We start from the raw sequence: 23,550 nt of genomic DNA on the forward strand, positions 1-23,550 counted from the left end.
GCCTTCACGCTGTGTTATCCATACACCGACCGTGATCGATGTGGTATTGAAATTCATCACGAAAATGTTTGATGAAACTGACAACCGGGGCCGCGGCAGCATCACCCAAGGCGCAAATCGTATTGCCATTAATATTCTCAGCAACATCCACCAGCCGATCTAAATCTTCTTGTCTGCCTTGGCCTTCTTCAATCCGTTTCACAACCCGATATAACCAGCCAGTGCCTTCTCGACATGGCGTGCACTGACCGCACGACTCCTCATAATAAAAATAAGCAATACGCTGTAAGGCCTTCACCATACAAGTTGAATCATCCATAACAATCACCGAACCGGCACCCAACATTGAACGTGCTTTTGCAATGCCGTCATAACTCATATCCAGTCCCATCATGATGTCAGCGGGCACCACAGGGGTCGAGGAGCCACCTGGAATCACCGCTTTTAATTGATGGCCATACCTGACGCCACCGGCTAATTCCAATAACTCAGCAAAGGGAGTACCGAGCGGTACTTCATAGTTACCGGGTTTATTGACATGGCCGGTCATACAGAAAATTTTGCTGCCACCATTATTCGGTGTTCCCAAGTCATGAAACCAGTCAGCACCATGCTGCAAAATCACGGGGATAGACGCCAGACTTTCAGTATTGTTAATCGTGGTCGGCCTGCCATATAAACCATAGCCGGCTGGAAATGGTGGTTTATAACGTGGCTGGCCTTTTTTGCCTTCCAGTGATTCGAGTAAGGCGGTCTCTTCCCCGCAAATATAAGCGCCAGCACCGATATGGGTATGCAACTGAAAATTAAAGCCACTGTCCAGAATATCCTTACCTAGATAACCTGCTTGCCTGGCTTCTTCCAATGCCGCCTCAAAGCGTTCTATTGGCTCATAAAATTCACCACGGATGTAGTTGTAACCCGTTTGGGCACCGATGGTGTAACCGGCGATAATCATGCCTTCTATCACCTGGTGTGGATTAAATCTGAGAATGTCACGGTCTTTACAGGTACCGGGCTCGCCTTCATCAGAATTACAGACAATATATTTATCGCCGGGCAAACGTCTGGGCATAAAGCTCCATTTCAACCCGGTAGGGAAGCCGGCGCCACCACGGCCACGTAATGCCGAGTTTTTAATCTGTTCGATGATAGATTCAGGTTTGAGTTTATTACTCAAGATATTTTCAAGCACCTGATAACCACCCACCTGACGATAGGCCTCCAAGGTCCACGATGGAGACAGATGGCTGGTACGAAAGCAGACTTGATCCAGCTTCATGACTGAACCCCATCAATTAAAGCATCAATTTTTTCTTTAGTGAGGTATTCATGATATTGCTTATCCATCAACAACATTGGTGCACCGACACAAGCCCCAAGACACTCCACCTCTTTTAGCGTGAACAAACCATCTTCTGTTGTTTCCCCTGGCTTAATGGATAAGCGTTGCTGCAAATGTTCGAGAATTTCTTCTGATCCACACAACATGCAAGAGATATTGGTACACAGGCTGATCTTATGTTTACCGACCGGCTCCAGCTCAAACATGCTGTAAAAGGTCGCCACCTCATAGACACTGATGTTTGACATGGATAAGTATTCCGCCAACGCATCCATAATGGCTCTGGAAAGCCAGCCACCATTCGCTTCTTGCAGAATATGTAAACATGGAATGACCGCCGACTGAGCCCGGCCTATCGGGTATTTGGCTATCCACTTATCCAACTCAGCACGAAGTTGCTCAGTAAATAAAGTCTGTTTAGGTCCGGTCAATACCATTTCTGTCATCGGTCAATCTCACCAAACACAATATCCATCGTACCGATAATGGCAACCACATCCGCCAACATATGACCTTTTGCCATTTCATCCATAGCTGCCAGGTGTGGGAACCCTGGCGCGCGAATTTTCACGCGATAAGGCTTATTGGCTCCATCCGAAATCATATAAATCCCAAACTCGCCTTTGGGATGTTCAATCGCAGTATAGACTTCACCTTCCGGGACACAATAACCTTCGGTAAATAATTTGAAGTGATGGATCAAGGCTTCCATATCGTTTTTCATCGTACTGCGTTTAGGTGGGGCGACTTTAGTATCGTCAACGATCACAGGCCCCGGATTCGCTCTGAGCCAATCCACACATTGTTTGATAATGCGGTTAGACTCACGCATCTCGGCTACGCGGACTAAATAGCGATCGTAGCAGTCGCCCTCCTTACCTATCGGAATGTCAAAGTCCAATTGGTCGTAGACTTCATAAGGCTGTTTACGGCGTAAATCCCATTCAATACCTGAACCTCTTAACATCGGCCCTGAAAAACCAAGTTGTAAAGCTCGCTCCGGACTGACCACACCAATACCGACAGTGCGTTGTTTCCAGATACGGTTGTCGGTTAATAAGGTCTCGTATTCGTCGACACAATGAGGAAATCGTTGTGTGAAGTCTTCTATAAAGTCCAATAGACTGCCTTCACGATTTTGATTCTTTTTCTTTATCTCTTTTTCGTTGTGCCATTTCGATGTTTGATATTGAGGCATCTTATCGGGTAAATCACGGTAAACGCCGCCGGGACGGTAATAGGTGGCATGCATTCTTGCTCCTGATACCGCCTCGTAACAATCCATCAAATCTTCACGTTCACGAAAGCAATAAAGAAAAACAGTCATTGCGCCAATATCAAGGCCATGCGCTCCCAGCCACATCAAATGATTTAACACCCGGGTAATCTCATCAAACATGACGCGGATGTATTGCGCTCTGACGGGCACATCGATACCAATCAGTTTTTCGATAGCCATCACATAGGCATGTTCGTTACACATCATCGACACATAATCGAGACGGTCCATATAACCGATGCTTTGATTAAACGGCTTGGATTCAGCCAGTTTTTCTGTACCCCGATGCAGCAGACCAACATGCGGATCCGCTCTGACAATGACTTCACCATCCATTTCTAGAATAAGGCGGAGTACGCCATGTGCAGCCGGATGTTGTGGACCAAAGTTCAGTGTGAAATTTTTTATCTCAGCCATTATTTCTCATCCCTGAGATAACGGTTATCGTCACGAATCACCCTGGGTACCAGGGTTCTTGGTTCAATGCTGACCGGTTCATACACCACGCGTTTTTTGTCTTCATCGTAACGCATCTCAACATTGCCAATAAGTGGGAAATCTTTGCGAAACGGGTGGCCGACGAAGCCGTAGTCGGTCAAAATGCGACGTAAATCAGGATGACCTTCAAATAAAATACCAAACATATCAAAGGCTTCACGTTCATACCAATCCGCACTTGCCCAGACACTTGTTACGCTGTCGACGAGGGGCTGTTCGGCAGCCAGTCTGACTTTTAGCCGTAAGCGTTGGTTATGTTTGATTGACCGCAACTGATAAACCACAGCAAAGCGATAACCATCCGTCACTGGTTCTGCATGACCCAATCCATCTACAGCGCGGCTAAAGCCAAACTCTGTTGATTGTTTCGTTTCCCAACTGCTGCCACCGTACTCTGAGTAATCCACTCCCGCCAAATCCATCAATTGCTCAAATTGATAGTCATCACGTAGTGTTGTGCAAACGTTGATAAGGTGCTCTGCTGCCACATGCAAAGTGATTTCATCTCTAACCAGCTCACAGTCCAGCAAGGCTTCTGAAAAATCCTGTTCAAGTTTAGCTTTTAGGGTTTGCATCATAAAACAGGTCGCTTTCAGGGTTGTCTGGCTATGGTATTAGTACGGTGAATTTTTTTCTGCAGTTGTAATATTCCGTACAGTAATGCCTCAGCCGTTGGGGGGCAGCCAGGCACATAGATATCTACGGGTACAATCCGGTCACAACCACGGACTACAGAATAAGAGTAATGATAATAACCGCCGCCGTTAGCACAGGAACCCATTGAAATCACCCAGCGTGGTTCAGACATCTGGTCGTATACTTTACGAAGTGCCGGCGCCATTTTATTTACCAGTGTACCGGCAACGATCATTACATCAGATTGACGAGGACTGGCTCTGAATACAATGCCAAATCGGTCCAGATCATAACGTGCAGCACCCGCATGCATCATTTCCACAGCACAGCAGGCCAGGCCAAATGTCATTGGCCATAAGGATCCGGTTCTTGCCCAATTAATCAGCTTGTCAGCAGAGGTGGTGACAACGCCTTTTTCAAGAACACCTTCTATTCCCATTCCAGCGCTCCTTTTTTCCACTCATACACAAACCCAACCACCAGAATGCCCAGAAATAAGAACATGGCTAGGAGTCCGAATACACCGATCTCATCTAATACGATGGCCCAGGGGAACAGGAATGCGATTTCTAAATCGAAGATAATAAAGAGAATAGCGACGAGATAATAACGAACATCAAACTTCATGTGAGCATCTTCAAAAGGCTCGAACCCACATTCATACGCTGAGCGTTTTTCACTATCCGGATGACGAGGTCCTAATACAAAACCAGCCAGCAATGGCAGAACACCAAAGCCGATGCCGATAATGATAAACAACAAAATCGGGAGATAATTCTCCAGCATGCTGCGCTTCCTTACGATGTCTCGACAACTCAGCATGAGGGACTTGCGTCACTGCTCATGCCCCTGATTGCATTATCAACTATGACCGCAATCATCAGGATTGATACTACACACTAAAAACGCTGATGAGAAGTCACAATATTTGATAAATAACGATTTTTACCAAGCTTATGAGACTGGACAGAACTGAATAGATTGTGCTCGAATATGCCTTACTTTGATTTGAGCAATGCTCAACTCCCAACAAACCAATGTCTCAGATAAAAAAACAATAAGGTGCATCATTTCAGGTGAATAAGAATAAGTGGTTAAGTACACCTGTTGTGGTAGCGATCATCATTTTATTAGCGGCTTTAATAGCCGCTGGTGTGGCAGCTTCGCATTTATTCTCACTGATTCAGGAGGATGTCACGTCACGTCTAAATACGGCATTAGTTACCTCCATTAACAGAGTCAAACAATCTTTCACCAATCACCAGCGAAATAGTGTTTATTGGGCAGAGAATACCGTTATTCAGCAAATCGCTTTATGCTAATAAACATGAAAACAGAGCGATGCAGCAGGATTTATATCAACTCGTTGATGGCAGTCTGAAAGCAACGATCACCAATGAAGGTTACCGAGACTACAAATTATTTAACCTCAACGGTGAGTTGATTTTGTCAGGCATCAGCGGTTTCGCAAAGCCTGAACAGAATATTACCCTGCCAGATAATATTCTTGCTGCATTATCGAAAAAGGATGTCTATACCTCTCATCCATTTATGCCTTCATCCGTATGGCAATCAACATTACGGCATCAATATCCCTTACCAACCATGTTATTTATTGCTCCTATCCATGATTGGGCGGGAAAAACAGTCGCTTTTTTTGCGTTTGAAATTAATCCAGACAAGCTGTTTAACCCGGCTTTTCATGAAAATCAGGTCGGACAAACCGGTCAAGCCTATGCCATAGATGAACAAGGGCGGATGCTGACCCAAAGTAAATTTACTAACCAATTAATTCGAGCAGGATTAATCGATGCTTCGAATCCGCTCACTGAGTTGAAACTCGAAGTCCGTGACCCCGGTTTTGATTTACTGGAGTCACCCGACAAAAAAGTGAAAAGCCCTATGCCATTGACACTGATGGCTAAGTCCCTGACCCAGCATAAAACTGGGGTCAACCTGAAAGGCTATCGTGATTATCGTGGCGTCAAAGTCATCGGCAGCTGGCGCTGGGATGAGCAACTCAATATGGGGATTGTCACAGAAACAGAGGTTTCCGAAGTATACAAACTATACCGTTCGCTGTTATTCAGCGTCATTGTCAGTATTGTGTTTATCATTTTTATGACGGCATTTGGTACCTATTTCTATCGCCGTTCCACCCAGCAACAAATTGTCTCACTGCAACAACGAGATGCCATTATTAAACAAACAGATGATGGTTTTGTCACCATCGATGATCAGGGAAGAATCACCATGGTCAATCCCGCCATCTGTTTACTATTTGGCTATCAGGAAGCCGAATTGATTGGCCAGCCGGTATCCATTTTAATAGATGAAGAACAGCGACATAAACATGATAATTATCTGAAACAAGCTGATATACATGAACCGAAAATTATTCATCGGACCCGTTCATTATCAGCGACCAGGAAAGATCGCAGTCAATTTCCGATTGAACTCAATGTCAGCCCGATGCAGTTTGGCCATCGTAAATTTTATATCGGCGTGATTCGTGATATTTCTGAACGTTATCAATATCAGCAAGAACTGATCAAAGCCATGCAGCAGGCTGAACATGCTAATCAGGCTAAAAGTGAGTTTCTTGCCAAGATGAGTCATGAGCTGAGAACACCGCTCAATGCCATTATCGGTTTCTCTCAGCTGCTACAGATGGATAAGTTAAATGATGACCAACGCGAATCGGTCAGTATGATTGAAAGCTCAGGAAATCATTTGCTGTCATTAATTAATGAGGTACTTGATCTGTCTCGTATAGAAAGTGGCCATATGTCAGTGTCTGTTGAAGATGTTGAGCTAAAACCACTCATCGATCACATCCTACCTTTTATACAAACGCATCTTAAGACACTTAATTTAAGTATTACAGAGAGTTACCCAAAACAAACCACATCCCTCTTTGTGCGTGCCGATCACGTTAAATTAAAACAGGTATTGCTTAACTTATTATCCAATGCAGCAAAATACAATAGACCTAATGGCAGTATAGAAATTATTATCAGCCACACAGATAACCAATCAACCCGCATTGCTATCAAAGATACGGGCTATGGTATTGATGAAAAATTACAGCAACGGCTATTCGAACCTTTTGACCGTCTCGACAAAGACACCTCAGATATACAAGGAACCGGAATAGGACTGGTCATTAGTCGTGAACTGATTAAGTTGATGAATGGACGTTTTGGCTTTGAAAGTGAGCCAGATAAAGGATCGACATTCTGGATAGAGCTGCAACGCTCATCTGCTAACAATAGCTCGATCTTATCTCCTGCAGATAGTGAGCCGGATCAACTGAGTGGCGCTCAAATTAAACATATCAAAATTTTATGCATAGAAGATAATCCAACCAACCTGAACCTGATGCAGCGCGTGTTTAAACAATATCCGCAATTTGCTCTGTTAACAGCCGCTGATGCAGAAGCAGGATTAGAGCTGGCCAGACAATTTGAGCCCCAAGTTATTCTTATGGATATTAACTTACCAGGCAAGAGTGGCTTTGAGGCGTTAAAAGACCTTAAGCGTTCAGCAATCACCCGGGATATTAAAACGATTGCTTTAAGTGCTAACGCGATGCCACAAGACATTGATAAAGGTCTGAAAGCAGGCTTTGATTATTATCTGACTAAACCGCTTAACTTTGAACTGTTAATTGAAACTATCAACCAAGCTATAGAAAAAGCTATCAAACACTAAGCTCAGTTGAGTCACCCTAAACAGGTATAAGTTAAACTGACCCGGCCCAAAGTTGTATGGCGTCTAACGCCTGCTGGTTTAACGCTATTGCACGTTTTTCGTGATTGGCTTCAATGTAACAACGGAGTTCCGGGGCATTGCCAGAGGGCCGAATGTGAATGATTTCATCATCAGCAAAAGACATTCTCACACCATCGGTTGTATCAACAGCTTTGACCTCACCCATGAATGGGAATAGCTGTTTAACCTGCTCTCGACTCAGCTCATTATCAGGTAATAATGTTTCAAGCAGTAAACGACTTTTTTCCAGTGCGAAGTTTTTCAGTCGATCACTACTGGTGTAAATCGCTGGCATAGAAGAATTCAGTTCAGACACGCTCTGTTGTCGTTGTTTGGCCAATAACAACACGCTTAAAATAACAATAACCGCATCCCTTGTAGGCAAAGGGCTTAATGTATTTCCTGCTAATTCAATGGCTGATTGCTGTAAAAAACCACCATTGGCTTCATAACCCACAATACGTTTTTTTGATTCTCCGACGGTCGTTTGCATGGCTGAAATAACATAAGGTGAACCTATTCGGGTACGTATGACCTGCTCAAAAAAGTCAGCATTGACAGCGGAGTTACTGCTGACAGGGGTCACGACAATATCAGCAGCAAGATAGATCGCCGTTAACAAACCGACAATATCACCTCTAAGCCAACGCCCTTTTTCATCACTGATAAGCGGTCGATCACTATCACCATCCGTGGACACAATCGCATCCAGCTCATGTTTAGAAGCCCATTGTTGAGCAAGTTGAACATCTTCAGGACGAATCGCTTCAGTATCCACTGATACAAATTGCTCACTTCGCCCGAGACAAATAGTGTTTGCACCTAACACAGATAAAATCTGTTGAAGTAAATCCCTACCCACAGCAGAATGCTGGTAAATACCAATAGTCATGCCTGACAAGCAATTTTCTGGGAAAAAATGTGAGAAGCGTTCGATATAGAGCGTTTCAGCTAATAAAGATGGCTCAGCGAAAACATCATCTTGTTTGATAAAGTGGCCGTCGTTATTAAACAACTCATCAGGAATATCAACAAACTGTTGTTTTATGGCTTGTTCATCCGCCTGCAGTATTTCCCCAATCGGCAAATTAAATTTCATGCCATTGCGGTCATCGGGGATATGACTTCCGGTCACCATAATGGTCGGCATTTTATGTTGAATACCGTACAAAGCAACCGCTGGCGACGGAATAAACCCCAGGTTAACGGGACGTAAACCATAATACTGGCAGGCTTTAGCCACGGCATTCATAATACGCGGACTGCTTAACCTCAGATCGCCACCAATACCGAACTCATCACCTGTTTGAATCTGATTACCAGCTATCAGATGCTGCAAGAATGCTGCGGTATAAGCAAAACAAACACGATCTGTCATATCAGTGACCAGACCACGGGTACCACTAGTACCAAATTTGACGCCAGAATCTGACATCAATTGTTCAATATGAATTTTCATCTGGATAGTTTAGTTGCGGTGGTAATTATCCTGGAAGCGAACAATATCATCTTCACCAAGATAACCACCGGATTGAATTTCAATAATTTCTAAAGGCACTCGCCCCGGATTATGCAGTCGATGCTTTTGTCCGACAGGAATGAAAGTTGATTCATTTTCAGAAAGTAAGAAAACCTCATCATCTCTGGTTACTTCAGCCGTCCCCTGGACTACCACCCAATGCTCAGCACGATGATGATGCATTTGCAGAGAAAGTGATGCGCCCGGTTTTACTCGGATACGCTTGACCTGAAACCGTTCACCCAAATCAATAGAATCATAATATCCCCACGGGCGGTAACAAAGACGATGATTTTCAGCTTCAGGGCGTGATTGTGATTTGAGTTTTGCAACGATATCTTTGATATCCTGCGCCTGTGCTTTACTGGCGACCATCACCGCATCCGCCGTCTCTACAATTACCAGATCTTCAACACCAATTGCGGAAACAAGTCGGTGCTCACTGTGAATATAAGCGTTTTTCACATTCTGTATTTCGACATCGCCTTTCAGTACATTATTGTTCTCATCCTGTTGTGAACACTCCCACAACGATGACCAGGAGCCGACATCATTCCAGCCAGCATCAAGCGGCACGACGACGGCCTTATTGGTTTTCTCCATCAAAGCATAATCAATGGAGTCCGATGGGCAGGCTTCAAAAGCAGTTTTATTCAAGCGGACAAAATCTAAATCCTGTTCACTTTGTGATACGGCTAAACGGCATTTTTCAACGATATCAGGATTGAATTTGTTCATTTCTTCGATCAATAGCGAAGCTTTGAACATAAACATCCCACTGTTCCAGTAATACTCGCCAGAGGCCAGGTATTGCTCAGCGGTTTCTAAATCCGGCTTTTCAACAAATTGTTTAACTGCAGAAATCGCCTCTTTTTCTTCAGCCTGTATATAGCCATAACCTGTATGGGCACAATTCGGAACAATACCAAATGTCACTAAATTTCCCGCTAATGCTTGCTGTTCAGCGATTTTTATTGCTTGATGAAAGGCTTCAATATCCGCAATAACATGATCAGCAGCCAAAACTAACAGTACCGGATCCTGTTCACGAGAAAGTGCTTGAAATGCAGCACTCACAATAGCAGGCGCTGTATTTCTACCAGCAGGCTCCAGTAAGATACTGGGAGATTCAATACCAATTTCTAGTAATTGCTCCGCCACCATAAACCGGTGACTCTCATTACATACCACTATAGGAGATGCACTATCTAAACCTTTCAGTCTAAGAATAGTTTGTTGAAACATAGAGTCATCACCAAACAAATTCAAAAATTGTTTGGGTTTATGTTTACGTGAAAGTGGCCACAAACGCGTACCACTTCCTCCAGACATTACAACAGGTATCATTTAAAATTCCGCTTTAACAAGTTAATAGCTTTAGTTATCTAGTGCACTCAATGCCGTGTCAATATCGGCCATTAAAGTACTATCATTATCTTGTGATGCTTGTTGCTTAGCCGTGTTCAGATATTGTCTGGCTAAATCATTATTGCCCTGTTTCGCATGTAAAACACCGAGGTGATAATTAAATACCGCAACATTCGGCTCTAATGAAACCGCCTGTTCCAGCACGGGTTTTGCTTCATCGAGCTTATTCAGTTTTACATTGACCCAACCATAACTATCCAGAAAATAAGGTTGTGTTGAAGACTTAAAGCGTTGGGTGATTTCCAACGCACGGTTCAAGTTTTCTGGCGACTCGAACCGATCGGTTAATAAGCTGGCTAAATTATTAGCAGCAATATCCACATTATTATTCTTTTTCAGAATTGCATCATACAAATTACGTGCTTCACCATAATTACCTCGCGACTCTTCAATAGAAGCCAGTTGTAGTGAAAAACGGATATTGTCATCTATATTATCAACCGCTTGTTTCAATACCTTTGCAGCGTCATTTAATTTGTCATTACGTAAGTAATAATCTGTTAAGAGCGAGTAACCCAGCGTCCAGTTTTTCTGTTCAGCAATTTTTTTCTCAAGAATACTGACAGCCTGTTCCGCTTTGTCGACCCTAAAGTAGTGAATAGCCAGAGTGGCATAACCATTCATCGAATTAGGGTATTTTTGGTTGAAATTGTTCAAATAACTTTCTAGTTGTTCATTTTCATCCAATGCTTCCATACTGGTAGCCAGTCCCTGCATTGCACGACTTGAATTAGGTTCCAACTCAAGAGCAGCTTCATACTCGGCCTTGGCAAGCGCGTAGTCACCCTGCCCTTCGTATAACTGTCCAGATAATAAATGGGAAAGTAAGGTATCACCTTGCTGGTCTTTAAGAAGGTCAATGGTTTCAATGCCTGCTTTCCAGTCTTTCTTAAGAATTCTGACCTCTGTCAGTTGTTGCAGCAATGTAGCGTTGGTCGGATTTTTGTCTAAAGCCGTCACCAAAACTTGTTCAGCCTTATCGTAATTACTTTCTTGAACCAACATACTCGATACTGTTAATGCAGCAGTTGCGTTATAAGGGTTGGCTGCTAAAGCTTGTCGGAAGCTGTCTTCTGCCAGAGCTTCAGAACCTTGTTTCTGATAGGCTTGTGCAAGTAATATCATAGCTTCATCAGAATCAGGCGAGTTTCTTAATACGGTTCTTAAATCCGTGACTGCCTGATCATACTTTTGATCGATTAAGTCCAGTTTGGCTCTGACCAACAATGCACCACTTTCCTCAGGAGCAACATCAAGAACCGCCTGTGCTAATTCACGTGCCTTGTTGAAATCCTGTTTTGACGCATAGTAAGACGCTAACATCACCCGCGCCTTATTTCCGTTAATACCCTGTGGGTCTTCCTCAACAATACGGTTAAGTTCGCTGACAGAACCATCCACATCACCATTTTTATCTAACAAGGCCGCTTTAGCAAAACGCAAGTCATAGTTCTCGGGTGCGGCTTTAATCATCTCGTCCAGTTTAGTGAGTGCTTCTTGAGGATTTTTCTGATTAATTAGTCCCAGTAAAAATTGCTGAGCTTCAGCGTCATCAGGATGTATTTTCAGGAAAGACTGTAAGATGTTTAGCGCATCGTCATATCTATCCAACTGTGAGACTAAAAGTTTAGCGTAAGACAATACCACTTCGCGTTCATCAGGCTTTCGCTCTAAAATCTCTTCATAGACATTAGCCATACCCTTGTAGTCTTTCATTTCGTTATAAAGACTTAATTCGATTAATCGCAACGACAGATCTTCAGGATATTTTTCAACAGCCTCTTGAGCTTTTGCCAGTGCGGCAGGTAACTGGCCTTTGTCTTTCAGGATTAAAACTTCTAAAGACAGAATGTCTTTATGATCAGGATAATCTTTTGCTACTTCAGCAAGCAGTTTGGATGCTTCATCAAACTTCTGCTCCTTAGCCAGAATAGAGGCTTTGAGAATTCGACCATCAAAACTCTCAGGTTTTAAAGACAGCGCTTTGTCGGCTCTGGTCATCGCTTCATCAAGTTTACCGCCCAGCAGGTAGAGTCGTCCCAGTTTAATCTGAGCATCTACATGGTTGGGGTCCAGCTGTTCAACCGTGGTCAGATTAGCAAACATTTGCTTCCAGTTTTTGCTTTGCTCATCTAACAGGGCTAATCGATAGTAAGGTTCTGCTTGTCGGGGATCAATCTGAATAGCATTTTTATATTCTAACCGAGCTTTGTCATAATTCCCGTTATCAAAAAACTCGTTACCACTTTCAACATAATCCGCTGCACTATCAGCAGAACTTCCACATCCCGCTGCCATCCCCAGCATCAATACCAGCAATAAACCTTTACTCGCTTTCATATCCCTACCTTATTCCGCAATATATTGTTTTAACTTTGGCTCGGCGACCTGCATAAACGACAATATTCGTTGTTCTGCCTGCGCCACTGTTTCATTGTCTGCCACCATGGTGACCATTCTCACCAATGAGCCATCAGTTCTGTTTTTAATGATTGAATCTTGTAATAAATACCACTTGTTAATGTATTCATTCGCGACAATACGACCATGCCCCTGGAACCAGTAATACACGAGTTGTTCTTGTGTGCCTTTTTTAATGATGACACGATTCGCGGGGTGGCCATTCGCTTCGATTCGGTCAAATGCAGCTATCTCCCAACCACCGCCAGGAATACATACGCGTGGTGAATGCGGTGACTCACCTTTACGTTGCGTTTCATAATAAGCCACATAAAAGTTGACTGTTTGTTTTTGCTTATTTTGATAGTTTGCTAATAAATAATCGGTCATGGCCAATTTGGACTCAACCCTGTCATCCAAAGGCATTTGATATCCTGTCCACTCCTCCAGTTGCATCGGAAAATTTACTAAGGCATTATGCTCTGGAATGATTTCCTGACGATTATCAATATAGTGTGTTACACCATAGCTGGATAAAAGAGTGAGAACAGTCAGAGAAAAAATTATCAGATTACCCGATGACGAAGCATTATTTTCATAAAATATTGGTTTGGTTTTATTATATTGCTCTACCCCGAAGACATCGGCAAACGAATAGCCCGTTGTCAGTTTTTCCATTAACCAAATCAGCAATGCAAGTAGGCCAGCACAGGCCATGAAGATAATCCAGCCCTCAAAATCATGTAAAAAACCTTCTGCTTGGGCAATACCCCAGTTATCCACCAGCACACCAATTACACCAATTCGGAAACTATTCATCAAAATCGTAATAGGGATGGTTGCCAGAAAAACGACGGCTTTTTTCCAGAAGCTGGCACGGTAAAAATAAGCTGCAATAAACCCAAGGCTCATCAATGGGAATAAGTAGCGCAAACCACTACAGGCCTCAACCACCTGAAGTTTGTAGACGCCAAGATCAATGATATTCCCTTCCAGATAAACAGGAATATCAAACAGACGAATAACCTGAACACCTAACCAGGATGACACCAACTGCAATTTCGCCGTCAGCACGACCTCAATGACGTATGGTAAAGGTATGGCAAATAACAGTAGCAAGATAGGAGCGAGTGTATATCGACTGGCTTTACCAAGAAAAATCATGGACAAGCCAACCAGAGTCAGAACAAAGGAATATTGAATCAGAATAAATAAGGCGCTTAATTCTCCAAGTATGTATACGAGTAGTGAAAGAAGAATTAAAAAATAGCCACTCCACATGGGCCGAGAGACCGATGAGAGAATCAGATCTTTTTTCTCCCAAAGTATATACAGACTGACCAGTGGAATGAGGAAACCATGACTATACTCTTCCTGTGTATTCCACCGCGTATATGCTTCAGCAATTCCCCCCCAATAGGTGATAAAAGCCAACACAAGCGTGACTATAAATACACTTGCTTTTTGATAGCTTAACACTGTGCCTGCTCCTTGCTGTTTCATGTAATGAATTAGCCTGAGATTACCTTGAATCGTTTTAAAACACCAGCTAATGACATTAATCGTTTTATTTTCTGTTTGGGGTTCAAAACAATAAGCTCACAACCTGCCAAATTAAGCTTGCCCTGAAGTGTCAATAATCTCGCCATAAATGCACTATCAATATAGCTAACACCAGACAAATCGATCTTTAATTGGGAGCGATTAGCTAACACCATGGTACTTATCAATGCATCTAATTTTTCAAGATTACTAGACTGAAAACAGCCGGCTAAAAATAAGGTGTATGTGTTTGGCTGCCAGTTGACGGCATTATCCTGACTCACACCACGCTTATACTTTTTATCGACAAAATAATAGGGAAGTTGCTTTGTCAGTAATAACCAACTCAAACTCCAGCCATCTTTTACATACCGTTTCCACAAGTTTGGCTCTTGTTTTATACGCCAAAGCCATTCCAGTCCGAATTTACGCCATTTCTCAGGCGCTCTGATAACTGAACCAGCCACGAAATTAATCACCGCCCCCAAATGGCTAATCACTGGCGCGTTTAGCTTATCCATATTATTCATAATCCAGGCCTGACCTTTTTTGGCACCCAGCGCAACAAGCAAAAAATCAGGTTCTGCGTCATTAATTTTCTGGATAATATTGTCCTGACTCATTTCTTCAATACTGATAAACCCCGGATCATAAAAACCAACACTCACCATACCCGCGGAATCAATATTAAGTTGTTTATGTGCTTTTTCGGCAATACCGCTTTCACCACCGAAGAAAAAGACTTTAATCGGCTGCTCTCTCTTTTTTTCGGACAAAAACTGAAATAAATCTGAACCGGCTACTCGTTCTTTGACCGGTAATTTCATCATTTTAGCTAGCCAAACTAAAGGCATGCCATCAATCACAGATAAATCACTGACAGCGACTGATTGATAAAATGCATCATCCTCATTCGCTGTTATGGTGAAATTAATATTTGGGGTAGAGAGAAAACAGCGTTTTTTTGATGAAACCGCCTGCTCAATTAGGCTTGCTGATTCAGCCATACTGACAAAGTCAAAAGGCAAGCCCATCAATACATGTTGTTTGTTTCGCTGATGGAGGTCAGGAAAAAAAGATGTGTTACTCATTTTATAGTCTCATCGCGAGGTAATCCCCACATTTCCTGGTGAGAGTTCCTGGCTGGTAAATCAAAACAACAATGAGCATAAATCCAGCCGATTAATTCAACCAGTACCGTTTTGGCTCCGGCACTGGTTTGCCACCAATATTGCAAAGTGAAGTCCTCAGGCACAGCACGGATAATACCAATAGGTATGGGCAAAGCATTAAAAGCCTGTTGATATAAAAACTGAGTTCTACGGCTGTGAACATCAGCAGAAAATACATTAATGCCTATCACTTTATCTCCGACAATTGATGACTCAATAAATTTTCTCACCATAACGGCACTTAAATAGGTTCTATCCTGAGCAGAAGCTGGGGTGGCAACAACCTGTAACTTATTCTCGTCAAGCCCCAATAAGGCTAGCTGATATGCCGATTGTTCGGCATATGAATCGAACTGGTCGGTAAAATTTCTTGCTTCAGGGCCGCCGGTAGTAATGACCAAATCATAATGACCTGTTTTATATTCAGTGTAAGCCTGACTGAGTGCGGCTGGCTTGAGCCAGCCTTCTACCACTAGAATATTAGCTTCAACTGGCTCTTGTTTCGCTAAAAAGAAGGCAACATTGTTTACAAGAAATACGCTTATGGTAAGCAATAACAATATAGTAATAATTACTGTCCATGGCGTAGGAACAAGAATATATCGTCGTCTGAAAAACCGTCCCTGTTTTTGCATCTAAAAACGACCGATTGTTTCAGTAAATAATGTCTGCAAACGCCTGGCGTTGATATCCTGTGCAAACTCTTGTTGAACTTTTTTCTCGGCATTACTGATCAGTGTCGTCCTTAAAGCCTCGTCCTTTATTAGCCCGAGCATCGCTACAGCCAATTGTTCGCTGTTGTCAGGCTCAATCAGCATACCGGTTTGTTCATTAACCACCAGCTCAGGAATACCTGAAATCTTTGCGGATATAACGGCCGTCCCCACCATCATAGCTTCCATCAGCACGACCGGGATACCATCCATATCGCCCTGCTTGTCTTTTTTACAGGGTAAGACAAACAAATCCAATCCAGTAACAAATTTAACCACCTGATCGTGAGGTAATGCCCCTAAAAATGTAACTTTATCGGTCAGCTCAAGTTGGTTGACTTGCTGTTTTAATTGCTCTTCCAGTGGACCTGAACCAGCAATCTCCACTTTAAAATCAGAAAATTGAGTTTGCAGAATAGCTAGAGCAGAAATAAGCGTATCAATGCCTTTTTTTTCTACCAATCTGCCGACCACACCGATCCGAACAGGATCTGATAATGCGATTGAAGACTTGCGAGTGAACACACGACTATCTACGCCACAGCGAATAATTTCTAATTTACCAGGATCAACTTGATAGGTCTGCTGAATATAGTGACGATTAAAGTCAGAAATTGTGGCAAAAAAACCTGACCTTTCGACCTTTTTATCTAACAATAAACCGCGCTCAAATATATCGTTGGCATGAGCTGTTACGCTGAAAGAAATACCTGAAAGCATACTGGCATACATCGCAATATCAGTGGGCACATGTGCAAAATGCACATGTAAATGCTGAATATCATTGTCTAATAAATCTTGTGCCAGCTTAGCTGCATAGAAGAAGCGATAAAGAAGACCTCGTGCATCACGCGATAGAATGTTCACTTGGAACATATCTTTCACACACTTACTAAGTGCTTTGATGTAGTGAATAGGTTTTTTAGTCAGTAATTTGAGATGACTAAAAAAAACAGTCTTTTTTGACATTGCATAAAGGTATATAACCTTCGACCTCAATTCATCAAGGTGTTGATCAGTGGCAGGCATGATTGGTTTATGCACAGAGAACGGTATTATCTCATGGCCTAGTTCAGTCAAGGCCAGAATTTCGTTATATACAAATGTGGCAGATAACGCAGGAATCTCAGGTGCCAGATATGCCAGTTTCAAACGTATTCCCTTCTAGCCGTGAGATTGTTGCCAAACAACAGTTTGTTGTTCGTTTAACTGTCGGGTTGCTTCAGCTTTCCCTTTGACAAGACATTGCCATTGATAATGACGAATAAACGCAACGAGAGGTTTGTCAGCAAAGCGTGGCTGACGGGTCAGCATGCTTTTCACATAGCCCCACCACATAGCAGCTCCCCCCAGAAAGTATGGAGGATGCAACATACGGAAAACCGAGGAAGCGGTCATATAAATCAGCCCAGTTCCCATAAAATACTGACCAAAACCATGACGCATACGACCAGTAAATATCCCCTTCTGACTTGACCCCATAGGTCTAAGGTGGATGAATTGTAAATCAGGCTCATCCCAGCTCACCGCTATCCAGCCCAATTGACGGCACTTATGACAGTCAATTCCATCCCACATCACCTGTCGAACAAAGCCACCAATTTCTTCAAAACAGCTTCGGCGATAAAACTTTGTCATGCCAACAGACATCTCATCACCACATTTCTCACTTATAAGCTCACCAGATTTTTTATCTCTGAAATACGCTTTACCGCTGCATGTACCAATACGTGGATTTTGCTTCATGCGGTCAATCAAAATCTCAAAATAACGTGGGGGTAAATCTAAATCCAAATCAAATTTACAGATAAAATCAAACTGACTGACATCCACCTGATCATAGCCATAATAAAAGGCTTCGATCACACCAGGCCCTACGCTACGGTGACCACGATTCTCACGTGTTATCACTTTGATGAAGGGATATTTCTCTGCGTAATCAGCCAAAATTTGTGGCGTCGCATCAGTAGAACCATCATCAACAATCACCCATAGATCAGGCTGAATAGTCTGATTCACAACACTATCCAGCGTTATCCGCATATAGTCAGATTCATTGCGACATGGTGAAACCAATAAATAGCTCATAACTTCTTCTCTATAATCCGTTAAAGGGTTTTATCTTGCTAATAACACAACACCAGACACAATAAGCAATGTACCCGCAAGTTTTTGAATCGTTATCGGTTCTTGCAGAAAAAAATGTGCAAACAGCATCGTACCGATAAAGCCAAGACCAACAAATGGATAAGCACGACTTACATCGACTCGGGTCAGTACATACAACCAAAACACCATACTCATTCCATAACACGTCAAGCCTAAAACAACATACTTATTAATGACTATATTGATAAAGTCCCATGAAAGCCATTCTGCCGGAAGAGCTAAACGACTCATGCCAAATTTTAGAAATATCTGTGCTAAAACAGAGAGTAAGACGCTAGTTAAAATGGCTGAGATAGTAATGAATTGCATTAAAACTTCGCTAGTAATGTAATAAAGATAATAAAAGCGATAGTAACTACACTCCCCTTATCCTTAATTGAAAAAACGATAGGATCATCATGCATCTCAGCGCGATTTGTTTTTAACCACATACGACAAAGCCAATAAGCGAATGCTGGTAATGTTGCCCAAAGAAGAATTGGTGTTTGATAAAAACCATCATGCAAAGATGTCTGTACATAAAAAGACATTATCAATAAGGAAACAAAAGCTGAAGTCACACCAAAAGATTGCATCAGATTGTAGTCATCAACATGATAATCTCTTCCAGATGTCTTTGTTTTGTTCATTTGTGATAATAATTTTAACTCTGCACACCGCTTGACTAAAGCTAAACTAAAAAAAGTAAACATAGAAAAAGCCAGTAACCAGAATGATAACTCGACATTAATTATCATCGTTCCGGCAATAATTCTGATAGTGAATAAACTGGCAAGTGAAATCACATCAGCAATCACATAATCTTTGAAATAAAAGGTATATGCTAAAGTTAAAAATAAGTAAGCCAACACAGCTATCTGGAAATTCAGTGGCGTCAACAATATCGACAATATTACTACTAGAAAAAATAATGCAATAGCCGTGACTATTGCATTTTGCAAAGGCCAAGAACCAGACGGGATGGGGCGATTTTTTTTACGAGGATGCAGTCTATCGGCTTCTAAATCGCTCAAATCATTTAAAACATATGTCGCAGAAGCCAACAATGAGAACAATAAAAAACCAAGAATAGAATATCCGATAGATTGTATGTCGAGATAGAGACCAGAAACAAGCAAAGGTACAAAAATTAAAAGATTTTTAAGCCACTGGTGGACACGAAGTCCTTTTAAAACAACTTTAACTGGATTTTTTTCAACTAACCAGACTCTGTCGACAGGCGTTACTTTATTTCGCGCAAGTGCCTTTGCCGTTGGATTAACCAGATATGACTGTTTAGCATGTTCAAAAATTGTAAAATCTACCGCTTCATTACCTGCATATGCAAAGTCTGGAGAAATTTCACGACACTTTTCTAATTTGGCTATGCCTTTTAAATTTGATGACGCTGAAGTTGCTATAACCCCATCAAAAATTCCCATGTGTGTAGCAATCTGATCAGCATATTTAGCAATACTTGCTGTAGCAAGATACAGTATTCTGCCTTGACGCTTTTCTTCCTTCAAAAATGCTATAAATTCATCGTTATAGGGTAGTGACTCAATATTAAGATCAACATGAAGAGCAAGTTGAGACTTAAGGTAAGCTTTTCCGTGAAATAACCAAACCAGTAAATAAATAAAGCCTAATGGGTTTTGTTTTAGAAACTTTAAAGATGATTCAACAAGCAAGTCTGAAAAAATTAAAGTACCATCCAAATCTACAAAAAGTGGCAATCGCTGATTATTTCCGTTTTTCATACCAATCCATTCATTGATTTACTCAATCTTATTTTTACATCTAAAATACTTTAAAAATATATAGCAACAGGAAGCCAAATGAAGCAGGATACATTACTCACCAAACATCTAGTATACATTCTAATACTTGCCGCTATATTACGAATCGTATGGATGTTATGGATACCTGTCGTACCAGTTTCTGACTCAGTAATGTACCATGAATTTGCTAAAAGCATCAGCGAAGGAAAAGGCTATGCCTACCCTGCAGGCAACCTAACGGCATACTGGCCTGTTGGCACTCCCGCGATTTATGGCAGTCTGTATGCGTTGTTTGGACAGCACTACGAAGTCATCGCCATATTCAACGTTTTTGTAGGAATATTAACAACGTTGTTCATCATCTTATTAGCACAACAATGGTTCTCAGCCAGAACAGCAGCCATCGCTGGTCTCATATACGCTCTCTGGCCATCACAAATACATTACACAACAATACTTGCGAGCGAACTACTCTTCAATCTTTTTATGATAATCGGACTATTTTGCTGGTACAGATTCCAAAACAAACCAGTATTATCAGTTTTGACTGCCACACTATTCTTCGTATGTGCAGCCTATGTTCGACCTATAGCTTTATTACTACCTTTCATTTTGCTCGCTCTGCACTTTCTGAATCATGCTGATTGGAAAAGGCTATTTACTTCATCTATGTTGGTGGCTATCACCATGGCAGTTCTCATTTCACCGTGGGCTGTTAGAAATTATCACCTGTTTGGGGAACCTGTTCTAATCTCAACTAATGGCGGACCAGTTTTATGGATGGGAAATAATCCGGCGTCAAGTGGCGAATACATGCCATTACCGGATATTCATTTTGACTCTGAAGTTGAAAGAGCTAATTACTTTAAAGAAAAAGCACTTGAACACATCAAACAAGAACCTATGCTATTTCTTAAACGAGCCGGCAAGCGGTTTGTGGATTACTTCCGTTCAGAAAATATTGGTGTTAATTGGAATATAGAAGGTATAAAACAAAAAGGGGCTGAAAGTTTAGTCTTGCCCATGAAACTTCTCAGTACCATCTATTGGCTTAGTTTGGTTGGCTTATCTGTATATGCGATCGGCAATCTAATCAAAAAGAATGGTTTCTGGCAGGCGTCCATCAGCACGCCAATATTTGCTTTGCTGGGATACTTTATTGTTCTTCACATAATAATTGCGTCTGGCGATCGTTATCATTTTCCAATCATCCCTCTTATTGCTTTACTATCAGCTACAAGTATTCAGGCTGCATATGAGAAACTCAAAGAGAGGAAACAGACTTAAGCGTTATTTATATTCAATTAATCGCTGCTTTTTACCTAATATGACATTTCTGTAAAACATCATAATTCCTAGAGTTTGTGGCAATTTGGAAAACACGTTGGAGACAGAGGTTATCAGCGAATGATAAACACTACCTGACTTTAATCGCTCTCGAAGTGTTAATCGTACAATTTGAATTAAATAAATAATTATTGCCAGAAAAAATAGGGGATTCCAGAATGATAAACAAAGAATTGTGAGTAATAATACCGTCCAAAACATGTTGCTTCGGACTTCTTTTAAACGAAATTTTTCTTCAGTATGTCCATGAAGAAAATAAGACTCAGCATACGCATGCCCTGCCCGTTTATGCCGTTTCCACCATTGTGAGACTTTAGTCATAGCAGCGTCATGCAGTGTCATTTCGGCATCTAAACGCCTAATTTTCCACCCCTGCTGACGCATGCGAAAACACATTTCTGGCTCTTCACCCGCGATCAAACTTTCACGGTAGCCATTCACTTGCAGGAATGCTTTTACGCGTATCAGGGCATCACCACCACAAGATTTTGTATCGCCGATAGGCGTATTCCACTCAATATCACAAAGTTTATTTAATACTGAAGCATCTGGGTAGCGTTCCCGGCGTCTCCCACAAGCAATCGCATAATCAACTGATTCTTTGAGAAAAACATAGGCTTGATCAAGCCAACCCGCTTGAACCTCACAGTCACCGTCGACAAACTGAATAAACTCAATTTGTGGGGTTAGCTTTAGTAAAGCTTTTGCCCCTTCATTACGGGCTCGTGCAGCGGTAAATGGAATAGTGAGGTCAAGATTAACTACATAAACGCCTAATGACTCGGCTAATTCGACACTAGAGTCTGTGGAACCAGAATCTACATAGATCACATATTTCAACTGCTCTCTAATTGATTCGAGACAAACTCTCAGGCGCTCGCCTTCATTTCGACCAATAACAACAGCACCTATTGAATTGTTATTCAAAATCAACTATCCATTTCTTTTGTCGAACCAATGACTTTCGCAGGTACACCAGCAACAATAGCAAAGTCTGGAACATCTTTCGTTACTACTGCATTAGCACCAATCTGAGCATGTTTGCCAATAGTGATGTGCCCGATTATTTTTGCACCTGCCCCAATATCTACATGTCCTGCAATTATAGGTGCGCCGTCATTGCTAGACTTAACGCCAATCGTGACTTGTTGATGAATCAGGCAATTAGGCCCAATCATAGCTGCAGAGTGAATAACAATTCCATTTGGATGTGGAATCAACACACCGCCACCTATCTGGCAATTCAATGGAATATCAGCTCCAGTAATCACCGTCCAGAACCTGTGACGTAAAACAGCTAGTTTCTTTAATAATTTATTCAAAAATCCCGTGTTGGCTGTATATTTCTGATAGTCTCGTGTGGCACGTAATAATTTTTTGGAAGGTGACCAAAAACATTGACTCTGTTCGCGTGTCCAGTCAGGTACTTCAGCTGAGATATTATTCATTTATCCTCACTTCTGATTTTATTTTTATTACCTTCGCTGGAATACCAACAGCAACTGCGTAATCAGGTATATCATGTGTTACAACAGCATTGGCTCCAATAGTGACATGATGGCCAATAGTCACTTTACCGAGTATTTTAGCTCCAGCACCAATATTGACATAATTGCCGATAACCGGCGCATCGAATGGCGATTCAAGACTTTTATTTCCAATAGTGACACCTTGTCGAATAGTACATCCATCGCCAATTTTGGCATTACCGTGAATCACAATGCCGTGTTGGTGCTCAAAAACGACGCATTTCCCTAGCTGAACTGTATAGGGAAGTTCGATGCCATACTTGAAGCGAACATGCCTCTCCATCATCCGATATATCAGACTCAACCCTACCCTTAAAAAGCGAGGTTGAACAGACATACGCCAACGACCAAAGCGATAAACAGTCAATGTTCTAAAACCAGCGAGGTTAATCGCTTTATTATTCGCTTTACGGTCATCCCTGATATTGGAGAAAAACAT

22 protein-coding genes are annotated in these 23,550 nt (G+C 41.9%); 3 read left to right on the forward strand and 19 right to left on the reverse strand.

Annotated elements, in window-relative coordinates; all coding sequences use genetic code 11:
* Window positions 1-4: 4 nt before the first annotated feature.
* Genes nuoF through MAMP_RS13105 form a run of 6 tightly spaced genes read right to left on the reverse strand, consistent with a single transcriptional unit; the run spans window position 5 to window position 4,544 of the window.
* Window positions 5-1,282, reverse strand: a complete 1,278-nt coding sequence (nuoF, locus tag MAMP_RS13080; protein ID WP_007146556.1) for an NADH-quinone oxidoreductase subunit NuoF — start codon at window positions 1,280-1,282, stop codon at window positions 5-7.
* Window positions 1,279-1,791, reverse strand: a complete 513-nt coding sequence (nuoE, locus tag MAMP_RS13085; RefSeq protein ID WP_007146557.1) for an NADH-quinone oxidoreductase subunit NuoE — start codon at window positions 1,789-1,791, stop codon at window positions 1,279-1,281. The genes nuoF and nuoE overlap by 4 nt, the downstream gene beginning before the upstream one ends.
* Window positions 1,788-3,041: an NADH-quinone oxidoreductase subunit D gene (locus MAMP_RS13090; protein WP_007146558.1), complete on the reverse strand. Its 1,254-nt coding sequence runs from the start codon at window positions 3,039-3,041 to the stop codon at window positions 1,788-1,790. Before MAMP_RS13090 ends, nuoE begins: the two co-directional genes overlap by 4 nt.
* Window positions 3,041-3,700, reverse strand: coding sequence for an NADH-quinone oxidoreductase subunit C (locus MAMP_RS13095; RefSeq protein ID WP_007146559.1), 660 nt, complete (start codon window positions 3,698-3,700; stop codon window positions 3,041-3,043). The genes MAMP_RS13090 and MAMP_RS13095 overlap by 1 nt, the downstream gene beginning before the upstream one ends.
* Window positions 3,701-3,714: 14 nt before the next feature.
* Window positions 3,715-4,197 (reverse strand): NuoB/complex I 20 kDa subunit family protein, encoded by a 483-nt coding sequence (locus MAMP_RS13100; protein ID WP_007146560.1) that lies wholly within the window; start codon window positions 4,195-4,197, stop codon window positions 3,715-3,717.
* Window positions 4,188-4,544, reverse strand: coding sequence for an NADH-quinone oxidoreductase subunit A (locus tag MAMP_RS13105; RefSeq protein ID WP_007146561.1), 357 nt, complete (start codon window positions 4,542-4,544; stop codon window positions 4,188-4,190). The genes MAMP_RS13100 and MAMP_RS13105 overlap by 10 nt, the downstream gene beginning before the upstream one ends.
* Window positions 4,545-4,834: 290 nt before the next feature.
* Here MAMP_RS13105 and MAMP_RS13110 point away from each other — a divergent pair, with 290 nt between their 5' ends.
* Both MAMP_RS13110 and MAMP_RS13115 read left to right on the forward strand, forming a co-directional pair.
* On the forward strand, window positions 4,835-5,080 hold the full coding sequence (locus tag MAMP_RS13110; protein WP_007146562.1) for a hypothetical protein: 246 nt from the start codon (window positions 4,835-4,837) through the stop codon (window positions 5,078-5,080).
* Between the two features lie 19 nt (window positions 5,081-5,099).
* Window positions 5,100-7,472 (forward strand): PAS domain S-box protein, encoded by a 2,373-nt coding sequence (locus tag MAMP_RS13115; protein WP_007146563.1) that lies wholly within the window; start codon window positions 5,100-5,102, stop codon window positions 7,470-7,472.
* A 31-nt stretch (window positions 7,473-7,503) separates the two neighbouring features.
* On the opposite strand, the gene MAMP_RS13120 is transcribed toward MAMP_RS13115, so the two are convergent.
* Genes MAMP_RS13120 through MAMP_RS13165 form a run of 10 tightly spaced genes read right to left on the reverse strand, consistent with a single transcriptional unit; the run spans window position 7,504 to window position 20,214 of the window.
* Entirely contained in the window at window positions 7,504-8,991 is a 1,488-nt protein-coding gene (locus MAMP_RS13120) for a phosphomannomutase (protein WP_007146564.1), read from the reverse strand.
* A gap of 9 nt (window positions 8,992-9,000) precedes the next feature.
* Complete coding sequence (locus MAMP_RS13125) at window positions 9,001-10,398, reverse strand: mannose-1-phosphate guanylyltransferase/mannose-6-phosphate isomerase (protein WP_007146565.1); 1,398 nt, start codon at window positions 10,396-10,398, stop codon at window positions 9,001-9,003.
* A gap of 30 nt (window positions 10,399-10,428) precedes the next feature.
* Complete coding sequence (locus MAMP_RS13130; protein WP_007146566.1) at window positions 10,429-12,819, reverse strand: tetratricopeptide repeat protein; 2,391 nt, start codon at window positions 12,817-12,819, stop codon at window positions 10,429-10,431.
* A 9-nt stretch (window positions 12,820-12,828) separates the two neighbouring features.
* On the reverse strand, window positions 12,829-14,382 hold the full coding sequence (gene xrtD / locus MAMP_RS13135; RefSeq protein WP_007146567.1) for a VPLPA-CTERM-specific exosortase XrtD: 1,554 nt from the start codon (window positions 14,380-14,382) through the stop codon (window positions 12,829-12,831).
* Window positions 14,383-14,390: 8 nt separating this feature from the next.
* Window positions 14,391-15,512, reverse strand: a complete 1,122-nt coding sequence (locus tag MAMP_RS13140; RefSeq protein WP_007146568.1) for a WecB/TagA/CpsF family glycosyltransferase — start codon at window positions 15,510-15,512, stop codon at window positions 14,391-14,393.
* Window positions 15,509-16,228, reverse strand: coding sequence for a hypothetical protein (locus tag MAMP_RS13145; protein ID WP_007146569.1), 720 nt, complete (start codon window positions 16,226-16,228; stop codon window positions 15,509-15,511). The genes MAMP_RS13140 and MAMP_RS13145 overlap by 4 nt, the downstream gene beginning before the upstream one ends.
* Window positions 16,229-17,458 carry a glycosyltransferase family 4 protein gene (locus tag MAMP_RS13150; RefSeq protein WP_007146570.1) on the reverse strand — a complete coding sequence of 410 codons (1,230 nt, stop codon included), beginning with the start codon at window positions 17,456-17,458 and terminating at the stop codon, window positions 16,229-16,231.
* Between the two features lie 12 nt (window positions 17,459-17,470).
* Complete coding sequence (locus tag MAMP_RS13155; protein ID WP_007146571.1) at window positions 17,471-18,394, reverse strand: glycosyltransferase family 2 protein; 924 nt, start codon at window positions 18,392-18,394, stop codon at window positions 17,471-17,473.
* A gap of 30 nt (window positions 18,395-18,424) precedes the next feature.
* Window positions 18,425-18,784, reverse strand: coding sequence for an SMR family transporter (locus MAMP_RS13160; RefSeq protein WP_040576607.1), 360 nt, complete (start codon window positions 18,782-18,784; stop codon window positions 18,425-18,427).
* Window positions 18,784-20,214 (reverse strand): UbiA family prenyltransferase, encoded by a 1,431-nt coding sequence (locus MAMP_RS13165; RefSeq protein WP_007146573.1) that lies wholly within the window; start codon window positions 20,212-20,214, stop codon window positions 18,784-18,786. The genes MAMP_RS13160 and MAMP_RS13165 overlap by 1 nt, the downstream gene beginning before the upstream one ends.
* A gap of 78 nt (window positions 20,215-20,292) precedes the next feature.
* Between MAMP_RS13165 and MAMP_RS13170 the strand changes: the two genes are divergently transcribed.
* Window positions 20,293-21,522 carry an ArnT family glycosyltransferase gene (locus MAMP_RS13170; protein WP_007146574.1) on the forward strand — a complete coding sequence of 410 codons (1,230 nt, stop codon included), beginning with the start codon at window positions 20,293-20,295 and terminating at the stop codon, window positions 21,520-21,522.
* Between the two features lie 3 nt (window positions 21,523-21,525).
* Here MAMP_RS13170 and MAMP_RS13175 read toward each other — a convergent pair whose 3' ends face one another.
* From MAMP_RS13175 to MAMP_RS13185, 3 genes are read right to left on the reverse strand one after another with little or no spacing between them, the layout of a single operon-like run.
* A complete protein-coding gene (locus tag MAMP_RS13175) occupies window positions 21,526-22,509 on the reverse strand; it encodes a glycosyltransferase family 2 protein (protein ID WP_007146575.1) in 984 nt (327 codons plus the stop codon).
* A gap of 2 nt (window positions 22,510-22,511) precedes the next feature.
* Entirely contained in the window at window positions 22,512-23,030 is a 519-nt protein-coding gene (locus MAMP_RS16570; protein ID WP_007146576.1) for a serine O-acetyltransferase, read from the reverse strand.
* Complete coding sequence (locus MAMP_RS13185) at window positions 23,023-23,550, reverse strand: serine O-acetyltransferase (protein WP_007146577.1); 528 nt, start codon at window positions 23,548-23,550, stop codon at window positions 23,023-23,025. The genes MAMP_RS16570 and MAMP_RS13185 overlap by 8 nt, the downstream gene beginning before the upstream one ends.

The organism is Methylophaga thalassica MP, from assembly GCF_000214595.1.
Classification (GTDB): domain Bacteria; phylum Pseudomonadota; class Gammaproteobacteria; order Nitrosococcales; family Methylophagaceae; genus Methylophaga; species Methylophaga thalassica.

Bases quoted from the DNA above. Each gene is read 5' to 3' on its own strand.
- nuoF (WP_007146556.1), bottom strand. From the start codon at position 1,282: ATGAAGCTGGATCAAGTCTGCTTTCGTACCAGCCATCTGTCTCCATCG.
- nuoE (WP_007146557.1), bottom strand. From the start codon at position 1,791: ATGACAGAAATGGTATTGACCGGACCTAAACAGACTTTATTTACTGAG.
- MAMP_RS13090 (WP_007146558.1), bottom strand. From the start codon at position 3,041: ATGGCTGAGATAAAAAATTTCACACTGAACTTTGGTCCACAACATCCG.
- MAMP_RS13095 (WP_007146559.1), bottom strand. From the start codon at position 3,700: ATGATGCAAACCCTAAAAGCTAAACTTGAACAGGATTTTTCAGAAGCC.
- MAMP_RS13100 (WP_007146560.1), bottom strand. From the start codon at position 4,197: ATGGGAATAGAAGGTGTTCTTGAAAAAGGCGTTGTCACCACCTCTGCT.
- MAMP_RS13105 (WP_007146561.1), bottom strand. From the start codon at position 4,544: ATGCTGGAGAATTATCTCCCGATTTTGTTGTTTATCATTATCGGCATC.
- MAMP_RS13115 (WP_007146563.1), top strand. From the start codon at position 5,100: ATGCAGCAGGATTTATATCAACTCGTTGATGGCAGTCTGAAAGCAACG.
- MAMP_RS13120 (WP_007146564.1), bottom strand. From the start codon at position 8,991: ATGAAAATTCATATTGAACAATTGATGTCAGATTCTGGCGTCAAATTT.
- MAMP_RS13125 (WP_007146565.1), bottom strand. From the start codon at position 10,398: ATGATACCTGTTGTAATGTCTGGAGGAAGTGGTACGCGTTTGTGGCCA.
- MAMP_RS13130 (WP_007146566.1), bottom strand. From the start codon at position 12,819: ATGAAAGCGAGTAAAGGTTTATTGCTGGTATTGATGCTGGGGATGGCA.
- xrtD (WP_007146567.1), bottom strand. From the start codon at position 14,382: ATGAAACAGCAAGGAGCAGGCACAGTGTTAAGCTATCAAAAAGCAAGT.
- MAMP_RS13140 (WP_007146568.1), bottom strand. From the start codon at position 15,512: ATGAGTAACACATCTTTTTTTCCTGACCTCCATCAGCGAAACAAACAA.
- MAMP_RS13145 (WP_007146569.1), bottom strand. From the start codon at position 16,228: ATGCAAAAACAGGGACGGTTTTTCAGACGACGATATATTCTTGTTCCT.
- MAMP_RS13155 (WP_007146571.1), bottom strand. From the start codon at position 18,394: ATGAGCTATTTATTGGTTTCACCATGTCGCAATGAATCTGACTATATG.
- MAMP_RS13160 (WP_040576607.1), bottom strand. From the start codon at position 18,784: ATGCAATTCATTACTATCTCAGCCATTTTAACTAGCGTCTTACTCTCT.
- MAMP_RS13165 (WP_007146573.1), bottom strand. From the start codon at position 20,214: ATGAAAAACGGAAATAATCAGCGATTGCCACTTTTTGTAGATTTGGAT.
- MAMP_RS13170 (WP_007146574.1), top strand. From the start codon at position 20,293: ATGAAGCAGGATACATTACTCACCAAACATCTAGTATACATTCTAATA.
- MAMP_RS16570 (WP_007146576.1), bottom strand. From the start codon at position 23,030: ATGAATAATATCTCAGCTGAAGTACCTGACTGGACACGCGAACAGAGT.
- MAMP_RS13185 (WP_007146577.1), bottom strand. From the start codon at position 23,550: ATGTTTTTCTCCAATATCAGGGATGACCGTAAAGCGAATAATAAAGCG.